Here is a 25,167-nt window from a genome sequence, read left to right as displayed (position 1 = left end):
GAAACTTCGTTCCCTCCTGAGTGGATCCTGAGTACGGCCGGACACGTGAAATCCGGTCGGAAGCAGGGAGGACCATCTCCCAAGGCTAAATACTCCCTAGTGACCGATAGTGAACCAGTACCGTGAGGGAAAGGTGAAAAGCACCCCGGAAGGGGAGTGAAAGAGATCCTGAAACCGTGTGCCTACAAGTAGTCAGAGCCCGTTCATGGGTGATGGCGTGCCTTTTGTAGAATGAACCGGCGAGTTACGATTGCATGCGAGGTTAAGTTGAAGAGACGGAGCCGCAGCGAAAGCGAGTCTGAATAGGGCGAAATAGTATGTAGTCGTAGACCCGAAACCAGGTGATCTACCCATGTCCAGGGTGAAGTCCAGGTAACACTGGATGGAGGCCCGAACCCACGCACGTTGAAAAGTGCGGGGATGAGGTGTGGGTAGCGGAGAAATTCCAATCGAACTTGGAGATAGCTGGTTCTCTCCGAAATAGCTTTAGGGCTAGCCTCACGTAGTTAGAGTCTTGGAGGTAGAGCACTGTTTGGACTAGGGGCCCTCATCGGGTTACCGAATTCAGACAAACTCCGAATGCCAATGACTTATCCGTGGGAGTCAGACTGCGAGTGATAAGATCCGTAGTCAAAAGGGAAACAGCCCAGACCACCAGCTAAGGTCCCAAAGTATACGTTAAGTGGAAAAGGATGTGGAGTTGCTTAGACAACCAGGATGTTGGCTTAGAAGCAGCCACCATTTAAAGAGTGCGTAATAGCTCACTGGTCGAGTGACTCTGCGCCGAAAATGTACCGGGGCTAAACGTATCACCGAAGCTGTGGGTGGACACCTTATGGTGTCCGCGGTAGGAGAGCGTTCTAAGGGCGTTGAAGCTAGACCGTAAGGACTGGTGGAGCGCTTAGAAGTGAGAATGCCGGTATGAGTAGCGAAAGATGAGTGAGAATCTCATCCACCGTATGCCTAAGGTTTCCTGAGGAAGGCTCGTCCGCTCAGGGTTAGTCGGGACCTAAGCCGAGGCCGAAAGGCGTAGGCGATGGACAACAGGTTGATATTCCTGTACCACCTCTTTATCGTTTGAGTGATGGGGGGACGCAGGAGGATAGGGTAAGCGCACTGCTGGATATGTGCGTGTAAGCAGTTAGGCTGGTGAATAGGAAAATCCGTTCACCTTAAGGCTGAGCTGTGATGCCGAGGGAATTATAGTACCGAAGTTCCTGATTCCACACTGCCAAGAAAAGCCTCTAGCGAGATAAAAGGTGCCCGTACCGCAAACCGACACAGGTAGGCGAGGAGAGAATCCTAAGGTGAGCGAGAGAACTCTCGTTAAGGAACTCGGCAAAATGACCCCGTAACTTCGGGAGAAGGGGTGCTTTTTGGGGTGAATAGCCCCGAAGAGCCGCAGTGAATAGGCCCAGGCGACTGTTTAGCAAAAACACAGGTCTCTGCAAAGCCGCAAGGCGAAGTATAGGGGCTGACGCCTGCCCGGTGCTGGAAGGTTAAGAGGAGGGGTTAGCGCAAGCGAAGCTCTGAATCGAAGCCCCAGTAAACGGCGGCCGTAACTATAACGGTCCTAAGGTAGCGAAATTCCTTGTCGGGTAAGTTCCGACCCGCACGAAAGGCGTAACGATCTGGGCACTGTCTCAACGAGAGACTCGGTGAAATTATAGTACCTGTGAAGATGCAGGTTACCCGCGACAGGACGGAAAGACCCCATGGAGCTTTACTGTAGCCTGATATTGAATTTTGGTACAGCTTGTACAGGATAGGTAGGAGCCTGAGAAGCCGGAGCGCCAGCTTCGGTGGAGGCGTCGGTGGGATACTACCCTGGCTGTATTGAAATTCTAACCCGCACCCCTTATCGGGGTGGGAGACAGTGTCAGGTGGGCAGTTTGACTGGGGCGGTCGCCTCCTAAAATGTAACGGAGGCGCCCAAAGGTTCCCTCAGAATGGTTGGAAATCATTCGCAGAGTGTAAAGGCACAAGGGAGCTTGACTGCGAGACCTACAAGTCGAGCAGGGACGAAAGTCGGGCTTAGTGATCCGGTGGTTCCGCATGGAAGGGCCATCGCTCAACGGATAAAAGCTACCCTGGGGATAACAGGCTTATCTCCCCCAAGAGTCCACATCGACGGGGAGGTTTGGCACCTCGATGTCGGCTCATCGCATCCTGGGGCTGTAGTCGGTCCCAAGGGTTGGGCTGTTCGCCCATTAAAGCGGTACGCGAGCTGGGTTCAGAACGTCGTGAGACAGTTCGGTCCCTATCCGTCGTGGGCGCAGGAAATTTGAGAGGAGCTGTCCTTAGTACGAGAGGACCGGGATGGACGCACCGCTGGTGTACCAGTTGTCTTGCCAAAGGCATCGCTGGGTAGCTATGTGCGGACGGGATAAGTGCTGAAAGCATCTAAGCATGAAGCCCCCCTCGAGATGAGATTTCCCATAGCGTCAAGCTAGTAAGATCCCTGAAAGATGATCAGGTTGATAGGTCAGAGGTGGAAGCGCGGTGACGTGTGGAGCTGACTGATACTAATCGATCGAGGACTTAACCAAAATCGAAAAGCGGAAGCGGCCGGTTAGCAACGTATGGCCTGGAGGGCTTTGACTGAGATAAAGGAAACACGATGAGCGATAGCGAATCGATGTTGACTTATCGTAGGGAAAAGACCGAAGGACACTAGTTGCTGGACGCTGGAGCTAGACAATTATCAAAGTAATATGGCGAACTCGTTTTTACTAAACTTCTTCTACATTATCTAGTTTTGAGGGAATGAAACCTCTAAATAAATAGGTCTGGTAGCAATGGCGAGAAGGTCACACCCGTTCCCATCCCGAACACGGAAGTTAAGCTTCTCAGCGCCGATGGTAGTTGGGACGCAAGTCCCTGTGAGAGTAGGACGCTGCCGGGCAAAAAAAAGACAACCATTTTCAGGTTGTCTTTTTTTTGTTTGATTTGTGAAGTGTGGAACGGTTCTGCTGGCTTTTTTAGTACATAGACAAAAAATTGATTGGACCATAAGAACCGTCTGTAATTTCATTTCTACTAATAAAATAGTTTTGTCTGAAGAATATCTAGAGCGCGATCGATATCTTCAAAATCTTCTTTCGAAGCATTTTGTATTCGGTTTTGGAAACGGGATTCTACACATGCAAAGGCTTCGTTCATCATGATTTCTCCATCTTTAGAGAGACGAATGTATTGTTTTCGTCGATCCTCGGAATCATTTATCTTTTCAATTAGATTTTTTTCGCTTAATTTTTTCACCTCACGACTAGTATTTGGCATCGGTATGTGCTGACAATCACTGATATCACTAAGGGTAACTGGCTGATTGACGGTTATATATTCGAGAATGTTGTATTGAACTTGAGTGATGGAATCAGATTTGGCGTTTTGGGTTAATTCATGTGTCACGCGATGAACGGAAGTTGTAAAAGACACACATTTAAAAAAAAGAGCTTTTTAAATGAGCAGGTTTATTTTGGCCTGCTCATTTCCTGTTTTATAAAAAAATATTAATCTACTCCGCCAGAAAATCCAGTACCTCCGGAAGTGCAGCATGGGACGTTTCAATATGACTAAGGTTATGGAATCGTCTTAAGGCGGCCCCCGGAATTTTTTCCGCAAGGTACTCTGCATGTGAGATCGGCACGGATTCATCAGCGTCGCTGTGCCAAAACTGAACAGGAGTACGAATATCTTCGAAGCTCACATTCCAAGGCTGGCCGAAGCAGCGGTAATCGTCTATCATCCCGTATGGACTTTTCGTACTTTCAACGATCATTTGGATGAAAGCATCGGGGATCTCTGCCGGTATTTGCTCATTCGACTGGGCCAGCAATTCTTTAATGAACCCAACAGGGTCTGCTTGGGCATCCTTGGCAAAGGTAACAATGGCTTCAGAGTCTCCCATGGCACCCTTAAGGAAGGCTTTTTCCTCATCGCTAATATTTTCGAAAAAATTAGGTAGGTAAACAGGTCCAACCCCGGCTGATATAGCTGCTTTCGTGACACGATGAGGTAGGCGTTGACAGCAGGAAAGGACAAAGGGAGCTCCACCAGATCCGCCAAAAACAGCGAACTGCTCCAATCCAATGCGATCAGCAAAAAATTTTGTATCCTCCACAACGTTATCGATGGTTCGACCAGGTTGAGGAGTAGAAAGACCATAACCGGATCTCTCCATCACAAAAATCCGGAAGGGCTTTGCCGATGGATTCTGTCCCATCTGTTCCAACCGACTAAAGGCTCCCAAAATCCGTGCCCCAGGTGTTCCGTGCATTGCAATAATCGGAAACCCGTCTTGTTGCCCGTATTCTGCATACCCTAATCGTCTTCCGTCCGGCAGCTTCATCGTGTTTTCAATCATATTCCAGCCCCTTATCCTGAATTTATTGTCTAGACGCTTACTTTGTAAAAGGCGATTCCTATTATAAAAAATATTAGAATCCAGTAAAAATAGACCAGTTTAATGATGATAGAATCCTGTATTAAGTCTTCAAAGGTACCAGTGTTTTTTTCTTGGATAAATCTATAGGTAACATAATTTACGATAAAAAATTCATCCCTTAAAAAGTCGTCTTCGAAGAGGATGTTTCGAGCATACTTGCCAAGATGTATGCAATCTCCTGATCGGAACTGGCAGATGTAGTAAGCGCCATGAAGGTCCAGAAAATGGCTGGGTATCAAGAGGGATTGTTGGAACAGCTGGTGGGAGAAATAAAATTAGGGGTCAGTCCCCCGTCGCTTTAAAGCTTCAGCTGAGCGAGGGACTGACCCCTTTTTCTAAAATAACTGTATGTCAGTAATACAAGTGGCGTCATTTTCAAATGTGGAAATCTTTGATTCTGCCTTTTTTCCATTATGTGAAATCTTAATCTGATAGGTTTTATCGCGTGGGAGCCAAAAATCGATAAATCCGTTCGATTGTGATGTAACGGTTTTGTCTACGACCACGTTTCCATCACTGTCTTCCATATATACATCAAACTTTTCATTTGCTAGTTCACCTTGACAACCTGTCAAGCTATGATTCGTTCAAGGATGAGTTTGATTTGTATAAGGTGCAATCGACACGAAAAAATCGTCCTTCGGCAAATCATAACTGGTTTCTTTTCCAGACTTGTCCGTAACAATAAGTTGTTGAGAGGTAATGGATGCATTTTCGGCTTTTAATTTCCGTGCGCTGTAATCGCTAACCATTTCCTTAACGTTACTCGGCTTCTCTTTTTCAGCGGCCCCTTGATCCTGGCTATTTCCAGAACAAGCAGCCAAAAAACTAGAAGCCAATAATAGCGCTGTGATAAGTTTCAACTTCATGGTATGGATTCACCTCCGGCTATTTACTATACCCTAGTATACTATATAAAATTCTTGTTCTCCGCTTTTTCCAGACTTATTCACAATTTATTCAGATTTGTATCAAAATACTAACGAGGGCACCTCACACTTGTCGGATGAACTCTTCCTTCTTAAATCCACGATTTATAAGTTTTGGGAGCATATTGTTAGAATCATTTTCTCAAAATAATATAATGAGATGTGGAAGGAGTTGTTGAAATTGGCACAATCATTAACAGGAAAAGTAGCTTTCATCACTGGTGCTGGAAGAGGCATTGGCAAAGCCGCAGCCTTGGCTTTAGCGAATGAAGGTGTAAACATCGGTTTGCTTGCCAGAACAGAAGCTGAATTGAAGAAGGTCGTAAGTGAAGTAGAAGGTTTAGGAGTGAAAGCAGCTTACGCGACAGTGGATATTGCATCTCAAGAAGACGTAGACCAAGCTGTGGAAAAATTGACAGCAGAGCTGGGAACAGCTGATATTCTGATTAACAATGCAGGCATTGGAAAATTTGCCACACTTTTAGAGATGGACCCGCAGGAATGGAAGCAAATTATTGATGTCAACTTGATGGGGACTTATTATGTAACGCGTGCGGTCCTTCCGCAATTAATAGAAAAAAATCGTGGTGACATTATCAATATTTCGTCTACAAATGGATTAAACGGGGCTGCCACATCCAGTGCGTACAGTGCATCCAAATTTGGGGTTATTGGTTTAACGGAATCATTGGCACAGGAAGTCAGAAGAAACAATATCCGCGTTACCGCCTTAACCCCGAGCACAGTGGCTACTGAACTAGCTGTAAAAACAAACCTAATCGCAGAAAACAATGATGAAAAATATATGCAGCCGGAAGACATTGCTGAGTTTATCGTTGCTCAATTAAAATTGCATCCACGCATTTATGTAAAAACAGCAGGCATGCTGGCGACGAACCCATTCTAATCTTTTGGTGCAATCTAAAGGGGCTAGCTCATAATGGAATAATTCTGTATAAAGCTTTCTTTTAAACATATAAGAAAAAACAGCGGGGGGCTGACTCCCGCTGCTCTGTGACTTATAGCCGACCTCTTAACTCTTCAATCTCAGCATAATCCAAATTTGTAGCTCTTGAAATTAACTCAATTGGTAATCCTTCTTTTAATAAGTTAAGAGCAATTTTCTTTTGGGCTTCGAGTTCTCCCTCCTGAATTCCCTTTTCCCTCCATGAATTAGGCAGTTTCAAGACTTGTTCCGCTTCATCTTTATCCAATTGCTTAATTTCTTCCATAAGACACTTCTCCTCACTTTCATTCAATTTTAAATACGTTTCAAAAAATCCATTTATCAATTCCGTTTTCGCGGGATTTAATTCCATTTTGACTAACAACCGTAAAAATTCCTTTTTACCTGGACTTTCTCTTTTTCACTCCCCTTTGGAAGCATGGGGACGGTTCTCGTGCCTCATTTTTAATTTGTATTATGTTTAAAAGATTTGATTATTTTCTAATAATCTTACTTAGTCATCTTTCTAATATAGGGCTGTGGACTTAGTAAGTAATTAGGCTCCAGCAGGTTAATTTTATTAATATCATTTTGTATGATTACTTTAGCGGGGAGGAAAATAATTCCACGTTAATTCTACTAAGAAGACAGCGTGTAGTGATATTATGAATCAAAAAACTGGATGGAAATGATTCCTCCGAACAACTGACAAAGATGGATAGAGACAAGGATAAAAAATGTTATCGGATGCAGGAAGGAGGAAAAATTTTGTTTTTAAAAATAGTCAAAAATGATTTCCTAAGAAACAAAATTGTATCAATAACAGTCTTTGTATTTATCACGATGTCCGTTATTTTGGCAGCTAGTGCCATCAATAACATTGCCAATCTGATTCAGTCGATGTCAGCTCTTCAGGAGCGTGCAGTACCAGCTGACATTACGATGATGCATGCCGGAGAATATGACCAGGCAGAGATTGACCAATTTACGGAACAATACCGTGACTATATTGCGATGCAGGAGACGATGGTGCTTCAGAATATTGATGGAAGCAATATTCATTTTGGCCAAAATCAAACGTTGGCAGGAACGATACAGGATATTTCCTTTATTGTACAGAATCAGAAATTTGATTTTATCTTGGATCTGGATAATGAAAAGCTGGATGTAAAGGAGGGTTTCGTAGCCGTTCCCATCTATTTCATGGAGCAACATGACCTAAAAATAGGTGATACGATTAAGTTGAAAAGCGGAAGGTATGAGAGAGAGTTTGTCATTTCAGATTATGCAAGAGATTTTGAGATGAACTCTTCCCTTACTTCTTCTAAACGTTTTGTGATCAATCAAAATGACTATGATGAAATGCTTGAAATGCGGGCTGGGGAACTGGAATATTTGATTGAATTCAAATTGGATGAAAACGGGGATGCTGCTGCTGTTCAGACTGCCTATAACGAAGCGGGTCTCCCGGCAAACGGCCCCATCATCGAAGGAAAAATATTTACGTTGTTTAATGCCATGTCAGATATGGCCGTTGCGATTGTCATTATTTTTATCAGCAGTTTGCTCATTGTGATTGCTACTCTCTGTATCAGACTTACATTTCTGGCAACGATTGATGAAGATATTAGAGAAATCGGTATTATGAAAGCAATGGGGATACCCAAAAAAGATATAAAAAAGGTCTATCTGAACAAATATAGAGTCATCTCAGCAGCAGCCGGTCTGATTGGTTATCTGATGTCCTTTGCAGCGGTAAATCTGTTAAACAGTAACATGAGGCTTTATTTATCTTCCGATTTTTCAGGAAGCTTAAAATATGTACTATCGCTAATAGCTCCATTACTTGTCTATTTCATGATTGTGATGTACTGCCAGAAAATATTGAAAAGAATCGATAAAATTTCTGCGGTGGAAGCTTTAAGGAGAGATTTTACGGAGCCTGGAAAGAGCCGAAAATACAGTTTTTCGCTGCTTAAGAACAAATTCATCAGCACCAATATTTACATCGGACTTAGGGATGTAGGGAAACGATACAAATTATACAGACTGCTGTTTGTTATTTTTATCGTATGTACGTTTATTGTCATACTCCCCTTAAACATTTTTAACACTATGAACTCCCCTGAGTTTTCCACATATATGGGAATAGGAAAATCCGACATGAGAATCGATCTTCGAAGGACCGATCGTATTACAGAAGATTTTAAAAAACTGCAGGAAGAGTTGAAAAATGATAATGATGTTGAAAAGTTTGCAACCTACATCACAAGTTCCTACCCAGTTCAAAATGCGGAAGGTTCTTGGGACTATCTTAATATTGAAACCGGAGATTTTTCCGAATTTCCATTAAAATATTTGGAAGGCAGAGCACCTGAGAGGGAAGGAGAAATCTCGCTTTCCTTTGCCAATGCTGGAAAAGATGGATTAAACAAGAAAGTAGGAGAGGAAGTAACAGTCAGGGTTGGCGGGGAAGAACAGACTTTATCAGTCACGGGTATTTATCAGGATATTACAAATGGGGGAAAAACAGCAAAGGCGAATACGAGTCTTGGGGTAAATAAAGAGGCCATTCTTTGGTACATTGTGAGCATGGATATGGCTCCGGGCGTTGATAAACGCATGAAAATGGACTACTACCAGAGTACGTACGATTCTGCGCAGGTAAATGATATTAAGGAGTATACCTATCAGACTCTTGGAAATCTCATTGAACAGATGAGCACGGTGGTGATAGGCGGAATCGCAATCGCCCTCATCATAGCTGTATTGATCACTTCATTATTCCTGCGAATGCTATTATCAAAGGATATGTCTCAGATCGCCATCATGCGAAGTGTGGGATTAACGTCCAAGCAAATTAGTCATCAATATATGGCAGGAACGATGATGGTCCTGGTAGTGGGAATTATACTTGGCGTTCTGGTTTCGAATTATTTAGGGGAGTTTCTTGTAAGTACGGCCATTTCTTATATGGGAGCGGCCAAAATTGAATTTGTCGATATTATATGGCAGACCTGGCTGCTTTGTCCGCTAGCGCTGATGATAGCCGTTGGATTGACGATATTTGAGTGCTGTAAGGTAGCCGAAAAAGATGATTTATCTGTCGTATTAAGAAGTTAAGGAGAAATATAATATGACTAATATAATAGAAGCAAGAAGTGTATACAAAAAAGTAGCATTAGGAAATGAGAATGAGCTTCATATCTTGAGGGATGTCAACCTGGATATAGAAGAAGGTGAATTCGTATCGGTCATGGGACCGTCCGGAAGCGGGAAATCCACACTGCTGTACAATATAAGCGGAATGGATCGAATTTCTTCCGGCAGTGTGAAATTTAAAGGCAGAGAAATCAGCAGCATGAAAGAAGAAGAACTGGCCGAGCTCCGTTTGAAAAATATGGGATTTATCTTTCAGGATATTAATCTATTAAAAAATCTATCATTGATTGACAATGTGTTGTTTCCTGCACTTGTCTCAAAAGATGCGGATAAAAATGCGGTCTATGAAAAGGCAAAAAAGCTAATGGAAATGACAGGAATTGAAAAGGTTGCCGATCATACTATCACCCAAGGCTCTGGTGGACAGCTGCAGAGAGTTGGCATCTGCAGAGCATTAATAAATAATCCGGATATCATATTTGGAGACGAACCGACCGGAGCATTAGATTCCAAATCCACAGAAGAGATTATGACCATTCTTGCAGAGATTAATAAAAAAGGGACAACCGTAATGCTCGTAACTCATGATGTAAAGGTGGCAGCAAAAACCGAAAGAATACTGTTTATGGTAGATGGAATAATTGTTGCACAGAAGAAAATGAGTAAATACAATGAACAGCATGACAATATTAAGAAAAGAGAAGAAAGCATAATGAAATGGTTAGTGGAAAATGGGTTTTGAGGCATGGGGAGGCATGGGGACGGTTCTCATGCCTCATTTTTGTCGAAAGACATAAATTGGTGAATGAGAACCGTCCGAGGACCGCTGAAAACACACCTTACCTTGCCTTCTTAAAGACAAACTGCCTTGGGTGAAGGCAAAAATGTCTTTAATAAGCTATCTATTTTGCCCATGAACGCAAAAGATGTATCGCACCGGTAAAAATAAGCCAGCTATTTTGCCCGCGAGCCCAAGAAAAGAAGGGCACCGGTAAAAATAAGCCAGCTATTTTGCCCGTGAGCTCAAGAAAAGAAGCGGACCGGTAAAAATAAGCCAGCTATTTTGCCCGCGAGCCCAAGAAAAGAAGGGCACCGGTAAAAATAAGCCAGCTATTTTGCCCGCGAGCCCAAGAAAAGAAGGGCACCGGTAAAAATAAGCCAGCTATTTTGCCCGTGAACCCAAGAAAACAAGCGCATCGGTAAAAATAAGCCAGTTATTGTGCCCGTGAGCCCAAGAAAAGAAGTGGACCGGTAAAAATAAGCCAGTTATTGTGCCCGTGAGCCCAAGAAAAGAAGCGGACCGGTAAAAATAAGCCAGTTATTTTGCCCGTAAGCCCAAGAAAAGGAGCGCACCGGTAAAAATAAGCCAGCTATTTTGCCCGTGAACCCAAGAAAAGAAGCGCATCGGTAAAAATAAGCCAGCTATTTTGCCCGTGAGCCCAAGAAAAGAAGCGGACCGGTAAAAATAAGCCAGCTATTTTGCCCGTGAGCCCATGAAAAGTCGCGCTCCAGCTTCTTAGAATCATTTTTCAGTGGTCTTGAACCGTCCCCGTGTACCTTTTTATTACACATTATCCTTCTGTCTTATCTTAAGCATATTTCCGTTCGTTCTGTTCATCTATAACCTTTGTGTATTGCCAAATTAGATCTTCAAAAATTCTGTTCCAACTTTGTGTTAGGGCATAATTTCTACAGGCTATCCCCATTTGCTTTCTAAGTGGAATATTATCTATTAGGTGAATAATGGCTTTTGTAAATTCCTCCACATTACCCGGGGGGCATAAAATTCCGATTTCACCAGATTTAATGATATTCTTTACGCCACCCGAATTCGCTCCGATGACGGGAATGCCACTAGCAAGTGCTTCAAGAACAACATTTCCGAATGTTTCAGTCGAAGAGGGGAAAACAAATAGGTCAGATGCAGAATAGGCTTGGGCCAAATTTTCCCCATTTAGGTATCCTGTAAAGATTACGTTATTTGGTGCTTGAGCTTCGAGTTTTTCACGTAATGGGCCATCCCCAACAATTAACCACTGTATTTTTTCATTTAATTCCGCGGGAATAGATTTTGCGACCGCAAGAAGTGTTTCCAGATCCTTTTCTGGCGCTAGCCTGCCAACGTAAGTAAGCAGGAACTTTCCTTCAGACTTGTAGAGACTTTTGACCTCAGCGGTATCATAATGAGGGTGGAAAAGCTTACAGTCTACGCCTCTAGGAAAAATCTCTAAATTGGTAAACCCTTGCTGTTTTAGTTGCTGGTACGTATCAATGGAGGGAACAAACAATTTTTCACATGGTCGATGGAACCAATGCATATATTTCCAAGTGATTTTTGAAAGATAGGGCATACCGTAGTACTGTAAGTAACGATCGAAATTGGTGTGATAGGAGCCAACAAGAGGAATGTTTAATTTCTTTGCAAGATAAACACCGCAAAGTCCAATGGAAAAGGGAGTGGCAACATGGATTAAATCAGGGGAAAAATCCTGGATTGTTGACTTGATTTCGAAAAGATTTGGTACAGCTAAGCGACATTCTGGATATAAGAAAAAGGGCAGGCTCTTAAATCGATGAATAGGGCAGGATTGATCTTCTTCTACCGTGGAAGTTGGGGCAAAGACTTTAAAGGTAATTTTTTGCTCAGCTAAATAATTTGTCAATCGTTTAAGGGTTTGGGCAACTCCATTGATGTCGGGATAAAATGTATCAGTGAAAATGGCAATCTTCATATGATCCCTCCTCCTTAAAATGCAGTATTTTTTTATCATCTATCAGACTATCTTTAAAAATACAGCGCCTTCCTATTGATAGATAAGTAAGCGAATGCTTTTGAATTTCCTTAAGTGAATAGCAATTTCGCCCGTCGATTATGATCGGGTCTTTCATAAAGGATGGATATACTTCAAGTGGGGCATTTTTGATTTGTGCCCAATCAGTTGCAATAATCGCCAATTCGGCTTCGTGAAGAGCAAATCTAAGATCATATGCGTATTCAATCGTATCGCCTAAAACGCGCTGTGCATTTGGGATAGCTGCCGGATCATAAGCTCTGACAATGGCCCCTTCTGTAAGTAGTTCGTTTACAATCCTAAGGGAAGCTGAACCACGAATATCATCAGTCTCAGGCTTGAATGCTAATCCAAGCAAAGCTACTTTTTTACCTTGTAACGAGCCTATGGCTTCTTTTGCCATCAAAACAGGCAATGATTGTTGAAAGTTATTTACGTTAATGACAGCCGCTAGTAAATCGAAATGATGTTCAACACCACTGGCAATTCCTAAAAGTGCTTTTGTATCTTTCGGGAAACAAGAACCCCCATAACCAATGCCTGCTTTAAGAAAGTCAGGACCAATCCGTTTATCATGACCAATTCCAAAAGCCACTTCTTCAATATCAGCCCCTACTTTTTGGCAAATGTTAGCGATCTCGTTGATAAAGCTAATTTTCGTTGCCAAAAAGGCGTTTGATGCATACTTTATCATTTCTGCGCTTCTAATATCTGTTATTATGACGGGGATGTCTAAGGACTGGTAAACTTTTTTCAAAATCGAAGCTGCCTCAAGATTATCGGTACCAATCACAATACGGTCGCCATGGAAAAAATCATGAACTGCTGAGCCTTCCCGGAGAAATTCAGGATTTGCGACCACTTCGGCCCGAAGCGTCGGGGCCTTTTGATTTTCGATAATTTGTTTAATTAAGTCGTTTGTTCCAACTGGCACAGTGCTTTTTGTGCAAATAATGACGTCATTTTCAATAAAGTGAGCTATTTGTTGGGCAACCTCATGGATATATTTTAGTTCTACTGAACCTCCGGATTTCTCAGGCGTCCCAACGGCAATAAAAATGATTTCTGTATTTGAATAGGCAAGATGAGGGTCAACTGTAAAGACCAGTTTTCCGTTTTGAAGATTTTTTGCCAAGAGATGACGAAGCCCTGGCTCGTAGATTTGCAAACGATTGTTTTGAAGCAAGTCAATTTTCTCCCTTTGAATGTCTATGCATGTGACTTGATGCCCTAATTCAGCCAAACCCGCACTAGTAACCAATCCCACATATCCTGCTCCAGCAACGGTTATCTTCATCAAATCCCCCCTAAACTAGCTTCCTTATAATATATTAGGAAAATAAGTATTCTTTCTAAACCTAGTGTTAAAAGAATGTAAAGACTTCATTAAAGGGAGCGGTCCCTTTGCTAATTTCATTATGAGAGCAGGATTATCACAGGAGCAGTTAACAGATAAACTTGGTGTGTCTAGGCAGGAATGTAGAAGATGATAAATAAAAAGGAAAGGGGAAAGAGGAACTTTTAAAAAGGTTGTGTTAACGAACAGTTCGAATATGATTATGCAATATATATCGGGTGCTAACCTTTTATAAGGATCAGCTCCCAAGAATCATTGCATAATAGGGTGTTTCAGGAGTTTCAATCTATGAAAGATTGAAAGTAAAATTCATCTCCAATAAACCCCAAGATAACTAGAATTTAAGATTCTTTTCCATAAGTCTTCAATTTTCTGTTTTGTTGCAACAGCAAATCTAATCTACGAACAAGTATTTCCTTCTTTTTTTTCTTGTCTACCACTTTCCTTTTAAGATTTAATGACATATTTGCACCTCGGAAAATATAAAAAATTTAGATTTTTGATTATATAGACATATGTAAGTAAATGCAGGCCGATAGAAAAATCGTATTGGTTCTTAAGAAAGTTTCCTTTTTACTTCTTTTAGGGGGGATTAGCTCCTTGTCTTGCTTAGTGTAATCGGACTTTTTGCTTAACTCTTATATTATTCGACAAAATTCTTGTTTTTTTGTACTTCGTTTTTTAAAAATATCCTCTAAAGGGAATAGTCATTCCTAAATATTTCAAAAGTAACACCCCTTATTTCTTATCAAAATTATTTATACGGTAGGTAGAATGTCCTTTCAGAGGGATTGGGTCCGTATAAACTGGATTTTTCCTTCCAGTGATGGTGTAGTCCTATTAGCATTTTCCCTAGCACCCCAACAGTATAGGTACCAGAAACCTATTAACAAACGAAGCACAGAACTGTCCCCTGCTTCTTTCGAATCATTCTTGTGGGAGAAAAGAATCGTTTCTTGCAAATGGGCGAAAAAATGGTCAAAAAGTGTTTAAATATATCGAATGCTGTCTATGAAAATGTCGTTAAGAGGAAAGGGGGTGAGACAATGCACTTCCGCCATTTTCTAATACCAGCTCTTATGATGGGGGCAGCTCTATTCTTGCCAGGAAATGCTTTCGCTGAGAAGGGTGAACAAAATGGACCGTTACAGTCCAATAAAGAAATGGTACAAACTTCTGAAACATCGAAGAACTCAGCTGCACAAGCTAACGTTCCTTCAATTGCTGAAAGAGCTAAACCAATAGAAAAAACGGTGCAAGTACCTGAACAAGCTAAACAAAACAGCAAGGAAGCTAAATCACTTCCTTCCAAAGCTGCTCCTAAACCGGTCGCTTCCCCTCAACCTGCTAATGAAACGGCAAAAGCTTTGCCGGTGCAGGCCAAAGGAAATGGGTATGGTTTGTCAGACACAAAAAATGCTGGCAAAACCGTAAATACTCCAGGCCAGGAGAAAAAGGCAGCTGCTCAGGAAAAAGACAGCGGGTTTAAAACGGAACAACTACTTACATATGATATGACTGAAAATCCCCCTGATTATGAGGCAAAAGATAAAATCGAATCACCGTATTTGGTTTCTCGACTTCAGCCTCAAGAGGAAGAACCCAACATATCAAATAGTAATCCTGCGGTGAGTATTGAACCACCGTCGCCCGCTCCTGTAGAAAAGGACAAGGCTCCTTCAAGTAGGGAAGAGCTGCCTCCAGTCGATCAGGCAAGTAACCCAACACAGCGTTCAACTAATTCCGGCGGCTCATCAAATGATCGGGTTATCACGGGAATAGGAACCATTAGTTTGGTAGATAAGTGGTTTGAATGGAATAAGTACTTTGAAATGAGACTTGTCCAGCCGTTCCTTACTCGCGATGCATTACTGAATACCCAATGGGTGAATGCCCCGCCTTCACCACCGCCGCAAGCCGCTCCTTTTTTTAAAACCGTTAACCGCAGCTAAATGCCACGGCATACGAAAATTAAAGGAGCGAATAGGATAATGAAACATTATTTAAACACAAATAAAGTGATGAAATCTTTTGTATTAGCAGGAGCAGTATCGTTTGGAGTTTTCGCGGGAGCACATTTTACCGAGGCGGCAGGACCTGATAAGGCAAAACCACAACACACCGTTCAAGTAAAGGCTGAACAAAAAGTGAAGGTTAACGTGTCAAAACCTGCAGTTCCTGTTACACCAACTACTCCAGTTGTGAAGGAACAGCCGAAGGCACAACAAGCAGCCAAATCTCAAGCGAGTGTGCATGCCAGTGAAACGGCAAAAATGCATGCTAATCCGAACTCTGCAGTTCTCGGCAAGATTGGAAAAGTGGAAGAAACTACAGTACAAGAACCTACAGTACAAGAACCTGCTGCAGAAGAGCCAGTTATCGAGGAAGCTCCGGTAAAAGAACCCGTTGCAGAAGAGCCGGTAATCGAGGAAGCTCCGGTACAAGAGCCAGTAGTAGAGCAAGGTACGGAATCCGAAGTGGAAGCAGAAGAGCCTGTAACAGCTGAAGATGAAGCGGCCGTTAAGGAAGATGTACAAGCAACAGATATTGCTTCTGAAGACGCTGCAGAGGATACCGAAAATGCCGACCAAGATTCTGATTCAAAGAAGGTCGATTATAATCACGAAGGTATCGTAACTTCGAAGAATGAAGAAGATGCAGATTCAGATGACGAAGACATAGACACAGACACAGACACAAATAAAGAACCTAAGGTCAATCCTTCAGCTGCCAATAAAATAAACTCACAAGCATACGAACATGCAAGTGATACGGCTAAAGCTCACGCGAATGCAAACGCAGCTGTCCATGCTTCTGGGGAAGTTTCCGAAGAAGCAGCAACTGAAGAAAAAGCTGAAGAAACAACTGAAGTTACAGTAGAGGACAATACCGAGGTTGTAGCAGATAAAACTACTGAAGATGCAGTTGAAGAGGATGCAGCCGTTGTAACTGATAAAGCTACTGAAGAAACAACTGATGCCACGGAAGAAGCTAATGCGGTTGTTGCAGAAGATGTTACTGTTGAGGCAGGAGCTGAAGAAGCAGTTAAAGTTGAAACAGAAGTCGTTACTGATGAAACTGCAGAAGTAACTGAAGAAGAAACAGTTGATACAGAAAAAGTAAACCCATCCCTATCAAACAAAGAAAAAGCACAGGCTAGCGTAAAAGCAAGCGCGCAAGCAAAAGCTGTCGCTGCTGCCAATTCAGCTGTACAAGCTGTAACTGTGAAAGATACGGAAACAGTTGTAACAGTTGAAGAAACCACAGACGATGTAGTTGCTGAAGATACAACTGTTGAAGCTGCAACAAAAGAATAATTTGTATGTTTAGGGGACTGTCCCACCGGCCAATCCCTGAAATACAAAAAAGGCCCGATTGCTCTAATCCAGTAGTCGGGCCTTTTTTACGTGCAAAACATTCGATTGGAGATAAATTCATCTTAATAGAAATAATCGTAAGAGGAGCTATTCTCTTATAAGTTTCATTAAAATATCTACATCCAGGACTTGATGACCCTCCTCATCCTTATTCGGGAGTAACATCAAACCGGAAAGGACCGAGAAGTAGAGCATCAAAAGCTTAGCAGGGTCGCCCGTACAAAATTCTCCCATTGCTTGCCCCTTTTTAAAAACGGGAATCAGCTGCTCAATGAAAGAGGGAATCGGGTATTGCCGAACAATTTCCTTTGCCTTGTTTGGGACTTCATCAGAGGTTTGTACTTGTTGTATGAGCATAAACGAATGTTTATTGCTTGTATCGAGCATTTTCTTGGTTAAATCTTTGATTTTTTCTACTGGAGAGCCCGACATATTCTCCAATGATGCAAAGGCCTCGGCGGTTTCTTCCATTGCATCCTTAACAAGGTCAATAAAAAGTTCATCCTTTGAATGGTAATATCGATAGGTAAGCCCCTGACTGATTCCTGCCTCCCTGGCTATCATGCTTATTTTCGTGCCAATAATTCCACGCTTTGCAAATACTTTTAGAGCCGCTCTCTTTATTTGTTCTCTTCGTTCTTCACGGTTCTGGTCTAGTTGCTGCTCATTTAATGGAGGCATCCTCTTCACTCTTTTCTTTTTTTCAAATATATTCATCCATTCATCGATAACTTAACTTGTTCTTCACTAATTTCCCATAGTTTCCTAGCTAATTCTTTGTCAGCTGCCACTTCTGCCGGTTCCTTCTGTTGTCGGTCAACACAATATTTGCCGTTAAGATTTGAGACATCTTTTGTTTCTGCAAGCCATACCAAGGTATCTGCACCCTTTTCTGGGGTACGGGAAAAAAGATTCATTACAGCCATAGTTGCCTTGGCCATCATTCCATTATTTTGATTAAAATTTGTTGCCACAAGTCCTGGATCGAAACAATGAATGCTGACATTTGTTCCTTCTAGACGACGCGACAATTCAGATGTAAATAAGATGTTGGCGAGCTTTGTCTGTGCATAGCGTATGGTCGGTCCTCCCATTATTTTTTTAAACCCTCTATAAAGACCCTCTCCATTTACATTGGTAAAGTCAAAGCCGTCTTTTGCCATCTTATGCCCATGAGAAGCCGTATTAATCACCCGAGCGGATTCACTTTCCTTAAGTCGCTCTAAAAGCAGTGAGGTGAGGAGAAAAGGGGCTAAGTGGTTCACAGCCCAGGTCATTTCCACGCCTTCTTCTGTTTTCTGAAAGGTATCGAATAAAGCGCCTGCATTATTCACTAAAATATCAATTCTTGGACACCGTTCAAGAATTTCCGCTGCAACTAGGCGGATGGACTTTTGGGAGGATAGATCAGCAATAAATACATCTACATTAATTGGTTTGCTTGTTTGTGACTTTAATAGGGTTGAAATTTCTTCAGCTTTGCGGTGATTTCGAGCAATGATCCCTAGATTCGCTCCACGTGCTGCCATTGCCTGTGCCGCTGCCAGGCCAATCCCGCTTGTGGCACCTGTAATCAATACATATTTGTCCTGCAAGTTCCAGTCTTTTATTGTAGTATTATTCGCCATTTTTTTAGCTCTCCCTTTTTGAATGAACAATTCATTCATTTTTAAAATCAGTATATTTCACGACTTTGAAAAAAGTACCAATAATTTGGGGTGAGGTAAAATATTATAAATTGTAAGTTTAGCGCTTTTAAAAACTAATAAATAAAAAGGTTGGAAAAAACTACATTAATTATTAAATTTTGAGACTTATATATCAATCAAAAATATAATAATGAGTAAGGAGGAGAAGGGATGGCTACTATTCGTAAAGAAATCGTAATTGAAGCAAATGCTGAACAAGTATGGGACGCAGTGAGTGATATCGGTGCTGTACATCAACGGTTTGTGCCGGGGTATACTTTGGATACCAAGTTAGATGGTGATTATAGAATTCTGTTCTTCCCACATGGAGGAAAAATACGTGAGCGGATTGTTTCGATTGATGATGAATCATATCGGCTCGCTTATGCGGTTATCGAAGGAAGTAAACCACCCTTAATTCATCATCATGCTTCTTTTCAAGTTTTTGCTGCGAATGATAACGAAAGTATACTAGTCTGGATAACTGATTTTCTACCAAAACATACAGAACCTGAAATGAGAATCCGCATTGATCGGGCAGCCCAAGTAATAAAGCAGACCATAGAGAACAAAGAAAAAAATAGAAATCCTTTTTCAAAGTAACGGGCGCTTATCTTCAATAAAAAAAATAATTGATCTTCCATAATCGGGTGCATTCACTGAATAAGAGCTGCGCTCTTTTTTTTATGGGCCAGATGATTGAATTGTAAAATATTCTTTGATTAATAAGCCTTTGAGAGAAGCGAATAGTTAGCTGAACATGATACAATGAATATGAAAAACTTGTTTAAAGATGAAAGTTTTGCCAATTCAAGGAGGGAATGGAATGTTTACATCAGTAAATGATTTCTTAAACGAATGGAAACAAGAAGCAGCTGTTACCCAAAAAGTACTGGATGCACTGACAGATGAATCGTTGAATCAGGAAGTTTCACCAGGATTATACAGCATTGGAAGCCTGGCTTGGCACATTACTGGAGCAGTTTACTACTTTCCTTCACAGGTAGGATTAAAATTCGAGATTCCTGATCTTCAAAAAGAAGCACCAAAATCAGCCGCTGAAATTAGCGAGACCTATAAAACAGTAAATCAGCGGTTAACACAAGCATTTCCTGAACAGGTTTCAGATGAAAATATGAACAAAATGGTGAATTTATTTGGAATGGACATGCCAGTTCAGGCTGTTTTCCGTCTGCTAATTCAACATCAGGCTCATCATCGCGGACAATTGACTGTCCTTATGAGACAAGCTGACTTGAAGGTTCCTGGCGTATATGGTCCTAGCAAAGAAGAATGGGAAGCAATGAATGCTCAAAAGAGCTGATATCGTAAATGATTTGCAAAAAAGCCGGCGCCTGCCGGTTTTTTGTACTTTCAGCAAATCCCTTAGTATAGTTGACTTTGTCGAAAAAAACAATTTAACCGTAACAGATACTAGAATGATTGTACTATGTGAATGAGTACAGCAGTACTTTTTTTCATTTTAGGGGAGGGATAACATTTTTTCCTTCATTTAAAATAGAATGGATTAGATAATAACTTTCAGTCACATTATTTTTAGAAATTAAGGAGGTAAAATGAAGAAAACTACTAAGCTATTACTTATTGTCCTAACAATTCCCTTGATAGGTTCAGTCCTTCTTGTATTAGTTTCCTCATTAATATTTTCTCCACCATATGTTTTTAGGACGATTGTAAATGGAAATTCGGATGTAATGGATTACAAAGTTTTCCCCGAGCGGATGATTCAAAAAAGCTCTCAGCCCTATAATTACAAATACAACCTGGATGAATCTCTAAAAGCCATGTCAATAGATTATATGTATAGAGGAAAGGGAAAATCAAAACCATTGGGCCTCTTTCTCCAGGAAACAAATACCACGTCTTTTATCATTGGCCACGATGAAGAGGTGGTGATGGAAGAATACTACAACGGATATGACAAGGACATGGTTAATACATCCTTCTCAATGGCTAAGTCAATTGATTCGTTGTTAATTGGTATGGCGATTGAAGATGGTTATATTAAAAGCGTAAAACAGTCCATTGCTGATTATATAAGTGAGTTCAAAGGAACAAATATGGAGAGTATTACAATTGAAGATTTACTTATGATGCGTTCCAACATTAGCTACGAGGAAGGGAAAATTTGGTTTAGCGACGATGCTAAAACCTATTATATGCCTGATTTACGTAATTTAACGTTGACCCATAATAATCTGACGACAAAATACCAAGGTAAATTCCATTATAACAACTATCATCCTTTATTACTGGGGATCATATTGGAGCGTAGTACAGGTAAACATGTATCGGAATATTTTGAAGAAAAGTTATGGAATAAAATCGGAGCTGAAAATGATGCTTCATGGAGTCTAGACAGTAAAAAAACAGGTTTTGAAAAGATGGAGAGCGGTATTAATTTCAAAGCTATTGATTTTGTAAAGATAGGCAGCATGTTACTTCATAGCGGAACGTGGAATGGGCAGCAAATACTAAATGAAATATGGATAAAACAATCTACGCTAAGCGACTTCCCTTTAAATAATGATGAATATAAAGGTTCATTCTTAGAAAATAGTAATATAGGGTATAAATACATGTGGTATAGTACACCAAATAATAATGGCAGCTTAGACTTCTTTGCAATGGGAAAGTATGGACAGTACCTATATATGTCTCCGGAAAATAATCTTGTCATTTTACGTACGGGTATATCGGTGGGAAATGTAGATAGCTGGACAGATGTTTTTAAAGAAATTTCTTTAAAACTAAGTCCCCATCTCATAAATAAAGGTACTATTTTTAGCCAAAACCACACAAAAAACGCCCATCAATCTCAAGATGGGCGTTAAACTAATCCTTTCACTCCTTTTAAGAGCACTGTTTACGTTTTGATCTTAAATCCTACATCTTCTTGTTGCATCCAATGTAATGTTTTTTTTATTCCTTCCTGATAGGGCGTCCGCGGTACAGGTCCTATTTTTGCTTCGTATTTCTTCCCGCTCAAGATTACGGGGTCCTCAGTCAAGTACATCATCTCCACCAGCTCTCTCATGAAAGGATGAAAGATTCCGATGAAGCGAATCATCGTTTTTGACACGGTTCTGATTGGCTTTTTATATCCTGCATCCTTTCGTAAAATCTCTATAATTTCTTCGCCTGTTATCTGATGGGCGGATGGGATATTCCAATTTTGATTGTACGTATCCTCTCGTGAAGCTAATTCTACCATCGCCTTTGCAGCGTCCAATGTAAAAATATACTCACGAGCCACTTTGAGATCACCAACGAAATTCGCAGTTTTATGCTGAACCACGTTTTTGAGCGTTTCATGAAGAATCGTATTTTCCGCATTGGGGCCGTATACATCCGGCAAATGAACAATTAAAGAAGGGATACCGCTTCCTTTCAATCGATTTTCCATTGCAAGCCGGATGTTCCCTTTTTTTGTATGCGGCTCTTTCTTGGTATCTTCATTTACTTCTATTTTGGATTGCCGTCCATATGCATAAATATTATCCACTAGGGCAATTTTTGCATGGTGTATTTCTGCAGCCCGGACGATTATCTCGATGCATAAAGGATGCTTCTCCTCCCATTCTGGATAAGGAAAGCTCACTGCATGAAAGATGACATCGACACCATCAGCTGCCTCGATGACGTCCTTTTCCACTAAGGCATCCCCTGGAAAAATGGTTACCCTCGGCTCATGCTGATAAAGAGCATGTAACTTTTCTTTTCCCCTAGAAAATGCAACCACTTCTACACCTCTGTTACCCAACTCACGAACTAATGCATAACCCATTCCACCAGTTGCTCCTAGGACTAATGCTTTCTTCATTACGAACATCCTCCTCATCAATTGACCACTGGTCAAATATTGCTAAAAAAATAGAGGGAAACTCCAAACGGTAAAATGATTTAGAGCAATCCTTTTATGATGAATTGTACATGCGATTTAGCTGCCAATTCCGCTTCGTCAAAACGATCAACATATCCACGATAATGTGAAACAAAGCCATGCAGCGCGATAAATGCCGACCAAACGTCAATAATCTTCAGTTGTTTTGTAGACAAGGATTGGACCGTTTGGGCAAATTTTTGATAACAGAGGTTGGCAGCTTCCTGGGAGAGACTATCTACCTCCGTATTTCTTACCATAAACATAATTTCATACTGACTTTGATGGTTTAATCCGAATTCAATAAAGCGAAGAAGTAAGTTAGAAAGCTTTGTTGAGTCATCTTCGGGCCCTTGAATAGAGTCTTCTATAAGGTTGTTCAATATAGAAAAATCATCTTCGACAACCGCATAAAAAAGTTCTGCTTTATTTTTAAAATGGTAATAAATTGCACCATGACTGCAGCCCAGTTCCTTAGCTATATTGCGCATAGAAACCTGTTGAAAGCCTTTTTCGACAAACTGGGTCCGTGCTTTCTGTATAATTAATTCTCTTGTCAGCTCCTGGGAAGCCGTTTTGCGAGGGGACATGTTCAAACTCCTTTAATTAACCACTGGTTAATAACCAGTATAACACTTTTTATATCGTTATAGAAGTAATCTTTAATCGACACGCCATTTATTGCCAATTTCTTGCTATAATTACTACAAGGGAAAGTTGGAAGGGGTGGAAAGATTATGAAAATCTCTGTGATCATTGTGGATGATAACTCCTTTATTCGCGAAGGCTTGAAAATTATCCTTCATACATACGCAGAGTTTGAGGTGCTTGAAACGGTGAGTGATGGAAAAGAGGCCGTAGACTTTTGCTTAAAGAATAAGGTCGATATAGCCCTTCTGGATGTCCGCATGCCCAATATGAATGGGGTGGAGGCGTCCAAGCTGATTACGGAGCAAACCAGCACAAAGCCGATTATCTTGACCACCTTTGATGATGATGAATACATTCTTGATGCTATCAAAAATGGCGCCAAAGGCTATTTATTGAAGAACAATGACCCCGAACAAATTCGTGATGCGATCAAGAGTGTGTATAACGGAAACAGTATTATTCAGGAGGCTATTTTAGAAAAAATAAAGTCCAATCTCGCGGAACAAAAAGCTCCAGAGACGCCAATGGACCTCAGCCTGTTCACCGAAAGAGAACGAGAGATCATGTCCCTGATTGCCAAGGGGTATTCCAATAAAGCGATATCCAAGCAATTGTTTATTTCCGAAGGGACGGTGGCCAATTATATAACTTCAATATTAAATAAGACCGGGCTTGAGCACCGGACCCAGATTGCGATTTACTATCTGAAGGGGAAAGTGGAATAGGATGGAGCTGTGGATGATTGGGACGAAGCTCGTCCTCCTGCTTTATATAGCCTTCTGCTTTGTACGGGCAGAGGGTAGTTCGATCGACTTGGCGGTTCTTACCTTTCTGCTTTATTTTTGCATCAATATCACCCTGTATATTTTTAAACATACTACCATCAAAAGACTGTTTCTAATCGGATCGATCTGTATTACCGTGGCAGCCTATTCCATGGTACACCCGATCTTTAGCATTCTTTTACCACTATCCATTGTGGAACTGGCCGCAGGCTTTATTGAACAAAAATTCATACATCTACTCGTTTCTATCATCCCAATCTTTTATATACAGGAAACGTTCCAGCCGATTTACGGGTTAGTAGCCATCTTTTGCTTTATGCTTTATTCCGTCACTACAAGCTTCCATTACATGCAGGTGAAGGATGAGGCTCAGATGGATTCGATGCGAAAAGCGATGGGGAAATTAACCAAGCGTGTAAATGAAAATACCGAGTACATTCGTCAGTCGGAATATACCTTTAAATTAGAGGAACGAAATCGAATTTCACAGGAGATTCACGATAAAATCGGTCATTCGATGACAGGGGCCCTTTTTCAAATGGAAGCGGCGAAACGGCTGCTGGAAACCGATCCAGGGAAAGCAGCCGAGCTGCTGCAAAATGTCATCCAGATTTCAAAGGAGGGCATCGAAAACATCCGCTTGACCTTGAAAAATATGAAGCCTCCAACAGAGCAGGTCGGCATTCATCGCCTGAAGCTGATGATTGATGATGTCAATGCCAAACAGCCAATTAAAACCGTGCTGACGTATGAAGGGAATTTAGATGTCATTTCTCCGATCCAGTGGAAAATTATCCATGAAAATATCACGGAGGCGCTCACAAATGCAATGAAATATTCCCAGGCAACGCTTGTTTCGGTCGATTTGAAGGTGTTAAATAAACTGGTCAGAGTCGAAGTGAGGGATAATGGCGTGGGAACAGACACGATTAAAAAAGGGCTTGGCATCATTGGGATGGAGGAGCGCACCGCCGCAGTGGACGGAACGATGATTGTCGACAGCACTCATGGCTTTTCCGTCACCACCCTCCTGCCGATATGAAAATCTAACGCTCACAATATGAAAATTCTCATGTGAAAAGAATGAACGATTGCACTTATGCAGGTTCATTCTTTTTTTTATACTTGA

20 protein-coding genes and 2 rRNA genes are annotated in these 25,167 nt (G+C 41.4%); 12 read left to right on the top strand and 10 right to left on the bottom strand.

The genetic code is table 11. From position 1 onward, the window contains the following. Positions 1-2,549, top strand: a 23S ribosomal RNA gene (locus tag KHA99_RS18220); the annotation flags it as partial. A 239-nt stretch (positions 2,550-2,788) separates the two neighbouring features. Next, positions 2,789-2,905: ribosomal RNA gene (gene rrf, locus KHA99_RS18215) — 5S ribosomal RNA — on the top strand. 134 nt (positions 2,906-3,039) lie between these two features. On the opposite strand, the gene KHA99_RS18210 is transcribed toward rrf, so the two are convergent. The 3 genes from KHA99_RS18210 to KHA99_RS18200 all read right to left on the bottom strand — a co-directional run bounded on the left by KHA99_RS18210 (position 3,040) and on the right by KHA99_RS18200 (position 5,316). Continuing rightward, positions 3,040-3,411: a MarR family winged helix-turn-helix transcriptional regulator gene (locus KHA99_RS18210; protein WP_307852095.1), complete on the bottom strand. Its 372-nt coding sequence runs from the start codon at positions 3,409-3,411 to the stop codon at positions 3,040-3,042. Between the two features lie 106 nt (positions 3,412-3,517). Continuing rightward, the gene (locus KHA99_RS18205) at positions 3,518-4,366 is read right to left on the bottom strand and encodes an alpha/beta fold hydrolase (protein WP_213118858.1); all 849 of its coding nucleotides are present in this window, start codon (positions 4,364-4,366) and stop codon (positions 3,518-3,520) included. Between the two features lie 416 nt (positions 4,367-4,782). Then, the gene (locus KHA99_RS18200; protein ID WP_213118857.1) at positions 4,783-5,316 is read right to left on the bottom strand and encodes a CueP family metal-binding protein; all 534 of its coding nucleotides are present in this window, start codon (positions 5,314-5,316) and stop codon (positions 4,783-4,785) included. A gap of 241 nt (positions 5,317-5,557) precedes the next feature. On the opposite strand from KHA99_RS18200, the gene KHA99_RS18195 reads away from it, so the two are divergent. Continuing rightward, positions 5,558-6,283 (top strand): 3-ketoacyl-ACP reductase, encoded by a 726-nt coding sequence (locus KHA99_RS18195; protein WP_213118856.1) that lies wholly within the window; start codon positions 5,558-5,560, stop codon positions 6,281-6,283. Between the two features lie 112 nt (positions 6,284-6,395). Here the strand turns inward: KHA99_RS18195 and KHA99_RS18190 are convergent, their stop codons facing one another. Continuing rightward, a complete protein-coding gene (locus KHA99_RS18190) occupies positions 6,396-6,608 on the bottom strand; it encodes an Rpn/YhgA-type helix-turn-helix domain-containing protein (RefSeq protein WP_213118855.1) in 213 nt (70 codons plus the stop codon). A 482-nt stretch (positions 6,609-7,090) separates the two neighbouring features. Between KHA99_RS18190 and KHA99_RS18185 the strand changes: the two genes are divergently transcribed. Both KHA99_RS18185 and KHA99_RS18180 read left to right on the top strand, forming a co-directional pair. Next, complete coding sequence (locus tag KHA99_RS18185; protein WP_213118854.1) at positions 7,091-9,445, top strand: ABC transporter permease; 2,355 nt, start codon at positions 7,091-7,093, stop codon at positions 9,443-9,445. Positions 9,446-9,458: 13 nt separating this feature from the next. Continuing rightward, a complete protein-coding gene (locus KHA99_RS18180; RefSeq protein WP_213118853.1) occupies positions 9,459-10,226 on the top strand; it encodes an ABC transporter ATP-binding protein in 768 nt (255 codons plus the stop codon). Between the two features lie 847 nt (positions 10,227-11,073). On the opposite strand, the gene KHA99_RS18175 is transcribed toward KHA99_RS18180, so the two are convergent. Then, on the bottom strand, positions 11,074-12,216 hold the full coding sequence (locus tag KHA99_RS18175; protein WP_213118852.1) for a glycosyltransferase family 4 protein: 1,143 nt from the start codon (positions 12,214-12,216) through the stop codon (positions 11,074-11,076). Next, complete coding sequence (locus KHA99_RS18170) at positions 12,194-13,573, bottom strand: UDP-glucose dehydrogenase family protein (RefSeq protein WP_213118851.1); 1,380 nt, start codon at positions 13,571-13,573, stop codon at positions 12,194-12,196. The genes KHA99_RS18175 and KHA99_RS18170 overlap by 23 nt, the downstream gene beginning before the upstream one ends. Before the next feature lie 1,106 nt (positions 13,574-14,679). Here KHA99_RS18170 and KHA99_RS18165 point away from each other — a divergent pair. Beyond that, a complete protein-coding gene (locus KHA99_RS18165) occupies positions 14,680-15,585 on the top strand; it encodes a hypothetical protein (RefSeq protein WP_213118850.1) in 906 nt (301 codons plus the stop codon). Between the two features lie 39 nt (positions 15,586-15,624). Next, positions 15,625-16,950, top strand: a complete 1,326-nt coding sequence (locus tag KHA99_RS18160) for a hypothetical protein (RefSeq protein ID WP_213118849.1) — start codon at positions 15,625-15,627, stop codon at positions 16,948-16,950. Between the two features lie 147 nt (positions 16,951-17,097). On the opposite strand, the gene KHA99_RS18155 is transcribed toward KHA99_RS18160, so the two are convergent. Together KHA99_RS18155 and KHA99_RS18150 are read right to left on the bottom strand one after the other, a co-directional pair. Then, on the bottom strand, positions 17,098-17,691 hold the full coding sequence (locus tag KHA99_RS18155; RefSeq protein ID WP_213118848.1) for a TetR/AcrR family transcriptional regulator: 594 nt from the start codon (positions 17,689-17,691) through the stop codon (positions 17,098-17,100). 32 nt (positions 17,692-17,723) lie between these two features. Beyond that, positions 17,724-18,638, bottom strand: a complete 915-nt coding sequence (locus tag KHA99_RS18150; RefSeq protein ID WP_213118847.1) for an SDR family NAD(P)-dependent oxidoreductase — start codon at positions 18,636-18,638, stop codon at positions 17,724-17,726. Between the two features lie 231 nt (positions 18,639-18,869). On the opposite strand from KHA99_RS18150, the gene KHA99_RS18145 reads away from it, so the two are divergent. The 3 genes from KHA99_RS18145 to KHA99_RS18135 all read left to right on the top strand — a co-directional run bounded on the left by KHA99_RS18145 (position 18,870) and on the right by KHA99_RS18135 (position 21,553). Further along, entirely contained in the window at positions 18,870-19,301 is a 432-nt protein-coding gene (locus tag KHA99_RS18145; protein WP_213118846.1) for an SRPBCC family protein, read from the top strand. 223 nt (positions 19,302-19,524) lie between these two features. Continuing rightward, a complete protein-coding gene (locus tag KHA99_RS18140) occupies positions 19,525-20,022 on the top strand; it encodes a DinB family protein (protein WP_213118845.1) in 498 nt (165 codons plus the stop codon). A 253-nt stretch (positions 20,023-20,275) separates the two neighbouring features. Further along, complete coding sequence (locus tag KHA99_RS18135; RefSeq protein WP_213118844.1) at positions 20,276-21,553, top strand: serine hydrolase domain-containing protein; 1,278 nt, start codon at positions 20,276-20,278, stop codon at positions 21,551-21,553. Between the two features lie 32 nt (positions 21,554-21,585). On the opposite strand, the gene KHA99_RS18130 is transcribed toward KHA99_RS18135, so the two are convergent. Then, positions 21,586-22,542, bottom strand: coding sequence for an SDR family NAD(P)-dependent oxidoreductase (locus KHA99_RS18130; protein ID WP_213118843.1), 957 nt, complete (start codon positions 22,540-22,542; stop codon positions 21,586-21,588). Between the two features lie 80 nt (positions 22,543-22,622). Then, positions 22,623-23,192 (bottom strand): TetR/AcrR family transcriptional regulator, encoded by a 570-nt coding sequence (locus KHA99_RS18125; RefSeq protein WP_213118842.1) that lies wholly within the window; start codon positions 23,190-23,192, stop codon positions 22,623-22,625. 147 nt (positions 23,193-23,339) lie between these two features. Here KHA99_RS18125 and KHA99_RS18120 point away from each other — a divergent pair, with 147 nt between their 5' ends. Both KHA99_RS18120 and KHA99_RS18115 read left to right on the top strand, forming a co-directional pair. Continuing rightward, positions 23,340-23,978 carry a response regulator gene (locus KHA99_RS18120; RefSeq protein ID WP_213118841.1) on the top strand — a complete coding sequence of 213 codons (639 nt, stop codon included), beginning with the start codon at positions 23,340-23,342 and terminating at the stop codon, positions 23,976-23,978. Between the two features lies 1 nt (position 23,979). Then, positions 23,980-25,080, top strand: coding sequence for a sensor histidine kinase (locus KHA99_RS18115; protein WP_213118840.1), 1,101 nt, complete (start codon positions 23,980-23,982; stop codon positions 25,078-25,080). Positions 25,081-25,167 lie beyond the last annotated feature (87 nt).

It is taken from the genome of Neobacillus rhizophilus (assembly GCF_018343535.1).
Lineage (GTDB): Bacteria > Bacillota > Bacilli > Bacillales > Cytobacillaceae > Neobacillus > Neobacillus rhizophilus.
The sequence above is the reverse complement of the archived record's forward strand: the minus strand, read 5'-3'. Positions and strand labels throughout refer to the sequence as shown.